General features: G+C 60.4%; 9 protein-coding genes. 1 reads left to right on the top strand and 8 read right to left on the bottom strand.

The window, feature by feature from the left end; genetic code table 11:
* Positions 1–66 precede the first annotated feature (66 nt).
* Positions 67–714 (bottom strand): C40 family peptidase, encoded by a 648-nt coding sequence (locus QMX84_RS25320; protein ID WP_123750807.1) that lies wholly within the window; start codon positions 712–714, stop codon positions 67–69.
* A 252-nt stretch (positions 715–966) separates the two neighbouring features.
* On the opposite strand from QMX84_RS25320, the gene QMX84_RS25315 reads away from it, so the two are divergent.
* Positions 967–1,383, top strand: a complete 417-nt coding sequence (locus QMX84_RS25315; RefSeq protein WP_048370954.1) for an NINE protein — start codon at positions 967–969, stop codon at positions 1,381–1,383.
* A gap of 99 nt (positions 1,384–1,482) precedes the next feature.
* On the opposite strand, the gene QMX84_RS25310 is transcribed toward QMX84_RS25315, so the two are convergent.
* From QMX84_RS25310 to gshB, 7 genes are all read right to left on the bottom strand, one after another.
* The gene (locus QMX84_RS25310) at positions 1,483–2,754 is read right to left on the bottom strand and encodes a dihydroorotase (protein WP_262123404.1); all 1,272 of its coding nucleotides are present in this window, start codon (positions 2,752–2,754) and stop codon (positions 1,483–1,485) included.
* Positions 2,751–3,755, bottom strand: coding sequence for an aspartate carbamoyltransferase catalytic subunit (locus QMX84_RS25305; protein WP_123750808.1), 1,005 nt, complete (start codon positions 3,753–3,755; stop codon positions 2,751–2,753). Before QMX84_RS25305 ends, QMX84_RS25310 begins: the two co-directional genes overlap by 4 nt.
* A 12-nt stretch (positions 3,756–3,767) precedes the next feature.
* Complete coding sequence (gene pyrR / locus QMX84_RS25300) at positions 3,768–4,286, bottom strand: bifunctional pyr operon transcriptional regulator/uracil phosphoribosyltransferase PyrR (protein WP_153336370.1); 519 nt, start codon at positions 4,284–4,286, stop codon at positions 3,768–3,770.
* A gap of 83 nt (positions 4,287–4,369) precedes the next feature.
* Positions 4,370–4,810 (bottom strand): Holliday junction resolvase RuvX, encoded by a 441-nt coding sequence (gene ruvX / locus QMX84_RS25295; protein ID WP_048370946.1) that lies wholly within the window; start codon positions 4,808–4,810, stop codon positions 4,370–4,372.
* A complete protein-coding gene (locus QMX84_RS25290) occupies positions 4,810–5,382 on the bottom strand; it encodes a YqgE/AlgH family protein (RefSeq protein ID WP_282365070.1) in 573 nt (190 codons plus the stop codon). The genes ruvX and QMX84_RS25290 overlap by 1 nt, the downstream gene beginning before the upstream one ends.
* Before the next feature lie 59 nt (positions 5,383–5,441).
* On the bottom strand, positions 5,442–6,341 hold the full coding sequence (locus QMX84_RS25285) for an energy transducer TonB (protein ID WP_048370942.1): 900 nt from the start codon (positions 6,339–6,341) through the stop codon (positions 5,442–5,444).
* 77 nt (positions 6,342–6,418) lie between these two features.
* A complete protein-coding gene (gshB, locus tag QMX84_RS25280) occupies positions 6,419–7,372 on the bottom strand; it encodes a glutathione synthase (RefSeq protein ID WP_048370940.1) in 954 nt (317 codons plus the stop codon).
* Between the last annotated feature and the right edge of the window lie 119 nt (positions 7,373–7,491).

Here is a 7,491-nt window from a genome sequence, read left to right as displayed (position 1 = left end):
AGCTTGCCTCGCGATCTTTTAAACAGTCAAAAGATCGCGAGGCAAGCTCGCTCCTACAGGCAGGGTTTAGCGCTGAGCGACCCGCAGGGTCTCTTTAGGCAACACGCGCTTGGCAACCACGTAGTGGCTCTGCCAGTAAGGCTTTTTCAGGGTGTCGATGGTCACCGACTTGCCGCGGCGCGGCGCGTGGATAAACCGGTCGTTGCCCAGATAAATGGCGACGTGGTTGACCTTGCGGCTCTTGATGTTGAAAAACAGCAAGTCGCCCGGCTTCAAATCTTTGCGTTCTACTTTTTGCCCATGGCCGCTGGCCATTTCGCTGGAACTGCGCGGCAAATTAACGGCTTTTACGTCGTTAAACGCATATTTCACCAAACCGCTGCAATCAAACCCTTTACTTGGGCTGCTACCGCCCCAACGATAAGGAGTACCCAACACGTTCACGGCGCGGCTCAGTACGGCACTGCTTTGCTTGTTGGCGGCTGCCAAAGAAGCAGTGGCAATTTTGCCGGGGGCCTTGCGGTGGGCTTTACTCGCTGTTGGGCGTGATACAGCCTTGGTTTTGCTGTTAGTGGCAACATAAGGCGCACTCGCAGATGACTTTGCGGTGTAGCCAGTGAAGCCGGACGGAAGATGTTGCTCACGGTTGGTGGCGTGGGCGGCCAGTGGCATTAAAAGGCAAATGGTTAGCCATGTCTTGAATAAAGGACGCATTCGGCAGGGCTCAATGGTTATTAGCGCGAAACTTTATAACAGCTTTTTTGTCCTTTCTCAGGCCGTTTGTCGACTCGACTTCGGGGTCAAAAGGGCGTAGGACAGTGGCAAATTGTCACAGGAAAACGGTACAGGTCAGGTAGGACAAGGCTTTGAGCGTTTTTTTGTAAGACACTTTTACCTGTTACGAGACAGTAAAAAAGTCACAAAAAAAATCAGAAATTTTTTCTATCACTGGCAAAGAGGGCATTTATGAGCGGCTATCGAGACGCAACACAGCATGATACCCACAGCAAAGTGCTGGGTTATTTGCTCTGGATTTTTGGTTTCTTGGGGGCGCACCGCTTCTATTACGGCAAGCCGGTGACCGGGACGATCTGGTTTTTCACGTTTGGTTTGTTGGGGATCGGCTGGCTGATCGACTTGTTCCTGATCCCGAGCATGGACCGTGAAGCCGACCTGCGCTTTACCGCAGGGAGCACGGACTACAACGTGGCGTGGATCCTGCTGACGTTCCTGGGTGTGTTTGGCGTGCACCGCATGTACATGGGCAAGTGGATCACCGGGATCCTCTACCTGCTAACGGGCGGTTTCTTCCTGATTGGCGTGCTGTATGACTTCTGGACCTTGAACGACCAGATCTCGATTGAGAACGCTGATCGTCGGTAAGCCAACGTCAAAACCTGTAGGAGCGAGCTTGCCTCGCGATCTTTTAAACAATCAAAAGATCGCGAGACGAGCTCGCTCCTACAACGGTCAGAGGGTGGCTTAGCCCTCGTAACTGATCCGCCCGTCCACCAGCGTGTAACGCACGGCGCCCGGCAGGCAGTGGCCAAGGAACGCGCAGTTGTCGCCCTTGGAATACCACTTCTCACCGGCCACGGTCGACGCGGCCGGGTCGAACAGCACCAGGTCAGCCGGTGCACCCACGGTCAGGCTGCCAGCGGGCAGGCGCAAAGCCTGGGCCGGGCCCGCGCTGAGGCGTGCGAGCAAAGTCGGCAAGTCCAGCAAACCGTCTTCTACCAACGTCATTGCCAATGGCAGCAGCAGTTCAACGCTGCTCATGCCCGGTTCAGTCGCGCCGAACGGTGCCAGTTTGGCGTCACGCTCGTGTGGCTGGTGATGGCTGGAAATCGCCTGCACCACGCCCGATTTCACTGCTGCACGCAGTCCGTCGCGATCTGCGCGGGTGCGCAGCGGCGGTTGCACGTGGTACACGCTGGAGAAATCCACCAGCGCCTCATCCGTCAAAATCAGCTGATACAGCGCCACATCGGCGGTCACTTTCAAGCCGCGTGCCTGCGCCTGAGCAATCAGCGCCACACCGCGTGCGCTGGTCAGTTGGCTGAAGTGCGCCCGTACGCCGCTTTGCTCAACCAGCAACAGATCACGGGCCAGGGCCACGGTCTCGGCGGTTTCAGGGATGCCCGGCAAACCACGGAAGGCCGCCATCGGGCCGTCATGGGCGATGCCGCCTTCTGCCAGATCACGGTCCTGGGAGTGGAAGATCACCGTCAGGTCGAACGTCGCCGCGTATTCCAGCGCCCGGCACAGGGTGCGGGTGTTGCTGAAGCTGTTGAGGCCGTTGCCGAAGGCCACGCAACCGGCGTCACGCAGGGCAATCAGCTCGGCCAGTTGCTCGCCGTCGAGGCCTTTGCTCAGTGCGCCAATCGGGAACACTTTGCAGTTGCCGGCTTCGCGGGCGCGGTCGAGGATCAGTTCAGCCACAGCCGAGGTGTCGAGCACCGGCTTGGTCTGCGGCGGGCAGCACAGGCTGGTCACGCCACCGGCCGCAGCAGCACGGGTTTCGCTGGCGATGGTGCCTTTGCGGCTGTAACCCGGTTCGCGCAGGGCGACGTTCAGGTCAACCAGCCCCGGTGCGGCTACCAGGCCTTTGGCGTCGAGGGTCTGGCTTGGGGTGAAGCCGGCAGGTGCGGCGCCAATGGCGACGATTTTGCCGGCTTCCAGGTGCAGGTCGGTGATGTGATCCAGCTGGCTGGCAGGATCGATGACGCGGGCGCCGAGAATGCTGAGTTTCACTGGGCCTTCTCCTGTTCGATTTGGCGCTGGGCGGTTTGCCCGCTCATGGTCATGGACAACACCGCCATGCGCACCGCGATGCCGTAAGTCACCTGGTTGAGGATCACCGAGTGCGGGCCGTCGGCCACCGCCGACTCAATCTCCACGCCACGGTTGATCGGGCCGGGGTGCATGACGATGGCGTCCGGCTTGGCGCCCGCCAGGCGTGCCGTGGTCAGGCCGAACAGGCGGTAGAACTCACCCTCGCTCGGCAGCAGGCCACCGGCCATGCGCTCGCGCTGCAGACGCAACATGATCACCACGTCGACGTCTTTCAGGCCTTCGTTCATGTCGGTGTACACCTTCACGCCGTATTGCTCGATTCCGATCGGCAACAGGGTTTTCGGTGCGATTACGCGGATGTCCTGACAGCCCAGGGTTTTCAGGGCGATCATGTTCGAACGCGCCACCCGTGAGTGCAGAATGTCGCCAACAATGGCCACCGAGAGGTTTTCAAAGCCGCCTTTGTGCCGACGAATCGTGAGCATGTCGAGCATGCCCTGGGTCGGGTGCGCGTGGCGGCCGTCGCCGCCGTTGATGATCGCGACCTGCGGGCACACGTGCTCGGCAATGAAGTGCGCGGCGCCGGAGTCACCGTGGCGCACCACGAACATGTCGGCGGCCATGGCTTCCAGGTTGCGCAGGGTGTCGAGCAGGGTTTCGCCCTTGCTCGCCGACGAGGTCGACACGTTCAGCGTGATCACGTCCGCCGAGAGGCGCTGGGCGGCCATTTCGAACGTGGTACGGGTGCGGGTCGAGTTTTCAAAGAACACGTTGCACACGGTCTTGCCGCGCAGCAGCGGGACTTTTTTAACCGCTCGGGCGCCGACTTCAAGGAACGAGTCTGCGGTGTCGAGGATTTCAGTCAGCAACTCGCGGCTCAACCCGTCGAGCGACAGGAAGTGGCGCAGTTGGCCCTGATCATTGAGCTGTAGCGGGCGCTTGGCGTCTGGAGGCGTCATCGCAATGGTCTCTTAAAGGGCGGGTTCTAGAGATGAATCTTGAAGTTCGAGGGTCAGCGGCGCCGGGCCGGACAATTTCACCCGCTCGGTGGGCTTGAGTGACAAGGTCGCGCCGACCACGTTCGGGCGGATCGGCAGCTCGGCGGCGTCCAGGTCCAGCAGGCTGACCAGGGTCACGCTGGCCGGGCGGCCATAGTCGAACAGCTCGTTGAGCGCGGCGCGGATGGTGCGGCCACTCATCAGCACGTCATCGATCAGCACCAGGTGCTGGCCTTCGATTTCGAATGGCAGGTCCGAGGGGCGCACTTGCGGGTGCAGGCCGTTCTGGCTGAAGTCGTCGCGGTAGAACGACACGTCCAGCGTGCCCAGCGGCGAGTCGCTGCCCAGTGCGCGCAGCAGCGCCTGAGCAACCCAGATACCGCCCGTGCGAATGCCGATGAAACGTGGCTCGGTGATGCCGCGACGTTCCAGATGAGACTTGAGGTCGACGGCCATCTGGGAGATCAGTTCAGCGGGGACAGGCAATATCATGGTGGCTCCTTAACAGGCCCGCGTGGCAAAGCGTGCGGCGGCGGGCGCAAACAATGGGGCGCGTCAGTGAGGCAAACGCAGCGTCAGGCTTGAGGTGGTGCCGGGTGTTCGTCGAGCCAGCCTTGCAGCACCAGTTTGGCGGCGATGGCATCGACGGGGTTGTCGCGGTAACTGCCACGCTGGCCGCCCTGAGAGCGGCGTTCGCCCTTGGCTTCGAAGGTCGTCAGGCGTTCATCGTGGGTAAACACGGGCAGATTGAAGCGGCCATTGAGGCGATTGGCAAATTTTTGCGCCCGGGCACAGAACTCGCTCGGGGTGCCGTCCATGTTGAGCGGCATGCCGACCACCATGGCGTCGGGTTGCCATTCCTTGATCAGCTTTTCGATCTCTTCCCACTTGGGAATGCCGTTCTCGGCTTTGAGGTTGCACAACTCGCGGGCCTGGCCGGTGACCATCTGGCCCACGGCGACACCGATGGAGCGGGTGCCGTAGTCGAAACCCAGCAATAAACGAAGGCTGGCCATCAGGAGTGGCCTGCTTGACTGGTTAACAAATTGAGATCCACTCCCAGGTGTTTGGCGGCCGCGTCGAGGCGCAGGTCGCTGGAGGTTGCAAACAGAATGTCGCTTGAATACGGGCAGGTCAGCCAGGCGTTGTCGGCCAGTTCGGCCTCCAGCTGGCCGGCGTCCCACCCGGCGTAGCCCAGGCAGATCAGGCTGCGCTGCGGGCCGCGACCGTCAGCAATGCTGAACAGGATGTCCACTGAAGTGGTCAGGGCCAGCCCGTCCTGCAGCTCGACGGTGGCGTCAAAGTTCATCGTGGCGGGGTGCAAGACAAAACCGCGATCCACCATCACCGGGCCGCCGCCGTAGACCGGAATGTGCTGGCATAAAGGCGACGAAAGCACGTCGGGGCGCAACTGCTCAAGAATGTCCGCCAGATTCAGATCCATCGGGCGGTTGATCACCAGCCCCATGGCCCCATTGGCCGTGTGTTCGACGATATACGTCAACGTGTGGGCAAAGTTAGGGTCGGCCATATGCGGCATGGCCATCAGCAATTGGTGCTTGAGGTACGTTGGCGTGTGCTTTTTCATGGGCGTAAGTGTGGCGCTGACAAGGGCAACTGACAAGTTGAGGGGATGAAGATTGCCGCTTAATTACTCGACAACTGATCCCCCGGGCCGAAGCGCCAGGTCCGAATGATCTCCAAACGGTCGATATCGGCCAGGTCGCCGGTAAACGGTGCAAAAGGCGCTGCCAGCCGCACGATGCGTTGCGCGGCCTGATCCAGCAGCGGTTGCCCGGAGGACTCAAGCACCAGCACCTCGTGCAACGAGCCGTCGCGGTTGATCGACACCAGCAGGCGCAGCTTGCCGTAGATTTTTTCGCGACGGGCTTGCTCGGGGTAATTGAGGTTGCCCACGCGCTCGATTTTCTTGCGCCAGTCTTCTTTGTACCAGGCGCCTTTGTCGCGCATGGTCGAGGCCGCGCTCATGCGGTAGATCTTCGGGCGCTTGGCATACAACTGCTGCTCGTTCGCCAGTTCGGCTTCGAGACTGGAAATCTCGCTGGACAGCTGCGAGCTGTCGAACGTCGGAATATTGGCCTTGGGCGCCGCCTCAGTCTTGGTTTTTTGCGGCTCGCTCGGGGCTTTTTTAGGCTTGGGCGCCACGGTGGTCACGGCTGCTTTGGGCGCGGCCTTGGGTTGCTCCGGCTTGGCGGCCGGGGGCGGGGTGACCTTTTTGACGGTGTTGTCCTGGAACGGCGCCACTTCAGTGGTCTTGGGCACGGCTTTTTTGTCCAGCGTGCCGCTGCCTTGCTGATTGTCCTGCGCCAGAAAGTCAGCTTTCTCCGGGGCCTTTTCGCTCTTGAACGTCGAGAGGGTAATTTCCAGGGTTTTGCTGATTGGCTTGGGCTCGCTGGCGCTGAAACCCACGCCCACAATCACCGCGATATGCAGCAGGGCTGCGATAAACAGGGCAAAACCCAGGCGATCAGCTGCGCGCACGCCGGTGTGGCGCAGTTCAGGGGGCAGGTCGCTGGGGAGTGTCATGGCAAAAAGACCAACATCGCGGGTTTCACAGGCTGCGCATGATAGCGCAATGTTGGTCTTTTTCTGGAGGTCGCAGATCAGCGTGCGGCGAGTTTGCGCTCAATCGCGTCCATCAGCAGTGCGCCGATGTTGGTACCAAAGGCGTTGTCGATTTCCCGGATGCAGGTCGGGCTGGTGACGTTGATTTCGGTCAGGTGCTCACCGATAACGTCCAATCCTACAAACAACAGGCCCTTTTCACGCAGGGTTGGGCCGACTTGGGCTGCAATCCAACGGTCCTTTTCGCTCAGCGGGCGGGCTTCGCCACGGCCACCAGCGGCCAGGTTGCCACGGGTTTCGCCCTGTGCCGGGATCCGCGCCAGGCAATAAGGTACCGGCTCGCCGTCGATCATCAGGATGCGTTTGTCGCCGTCCTTGATGCCCGGCAAGTAGCCTTGCGCCATGATTTGCTGGGTGCCGTTGGCAGTCAGGGTTTCGAGGATCACCGACAGGTTGGGATCACCGACCCGGTGGCGGAAGATCGAGGTGCCGCCCATGCCGTCCAGCGGCTTGAGGATCACATCGCCGTACTGGGCCGCGAATTCACGCAACACGTCGGCGCGACGGCTGACCACGGTTGGTGGCGTGCACTGGGTGAATTGGGTGGCGAACAGTTTTTCGTTGCAGTCACGCAGGCTCTGCGGTTTGTTGACGATCAGCACACCGTCGCGCTCGGCTTGTTCGAGCAGATAGGTGGTGTACACAAATTCCATGTCGAAGGGCGGGTCTTTGCGCATCAGGATCACGTCCAGATCGCTCAGGGCAGTGTCGGCCTCGGCCTCTAGCTCAAACCACTTCTCAGGGTTGGCGAACACTTTCAGCGGCTTCATGCGCGCGCGGGCCTTGCCTTCGGTCAGGTAAAGGTCTTGCTGCTCCATATAAAACAGGGTCCAGCCGCGTGCCTGTGCGGCCAACAGCATGGCCAGCGAGCTGTCCTTTTTATAGGAGATGTCCGCAATGGGGTCCATGACAATCCCGACTCGAACGCTCATGGCAAATTCCTCGATTAAATAGTGGGCAAAAGGCGAAATGCGATTAACCGTAGGAGCGAGCTTGCCTCGCGATCTTTAAAAAGATCAAAAGATAGCGAGGCAAGCTCGCTCCTACAGGG

The sequence above is a fragment of the Pseudomonas sp. PS01297 genome, assembly GCF_029959305.1.
Classification (GTDB): domain Bacteria; phylum Pseudomonadota; class Gammaproteobacteria; order Pseudomonadales; family Pseudomonadaceae; genus Aquipseudomonas; species Aquipseudomonas helleri.
The sequence above is the reverse complement of the archived record's forward strand: the minus strand, read 5'-3'. Positions and strand labels throughout refer to the sequence as shown.

Coding starts and splice junctions, on each gene's coding strand:
- gshB (WP_048370940.1), bottom strand. CDS start 7,372: ATGAGCGTTCGAGTCGGGATTGTCATGGACCCCATTGCGGACATCTCC.
- QMX84_RS25320 (WP_123750807.1), bottom strand. CDS start 714: ATGCGTCCTTTATTCAAGACATGGCTAACCATTTGCCTTTTAATGCCA.
- QMX84_RS25290 (WP_282365070.1), bottom strand. CDS start 5,382: ATGAAAAAGCACACGCCAACGTACCTCAAGCACCAATTGCTGATGGCC.
- QMX84_RS25285 (WP_048370942.1), bottom strand. CDS start 6,341: ATGACACTCCCCAGCGACCTGCCCCCTGAACTGCGCCACACCGGCGTG.
- QMX84_RS25315 (WP_048370954.1), top strand. CDS start 967: ATGAGCGGCTATCGAGACGCAACACAGCATGATACCCACAGCAAAGTG.
- pyrR (WP_153336370.1), bottom strand. CDS start 4,286: ATGATATTGCCTGTCCCCGCTGAACTGATCTCCCAGATGGCCGTCGAC.
- QMX84_RS25305 (WP_123750808.1), bottom strand. CDS start 3,755: ATGACGCCTCCAGACGCCAAGCGCCCGCTACAGCTCAATGATCAGGGC.
- ruvX (WP_048370946.1), bottom strand. CDS start 4,810: ATGGCCAGCCTTCGTTTATTGCTGGGTTTCGACTACGGCACCCGCTCC.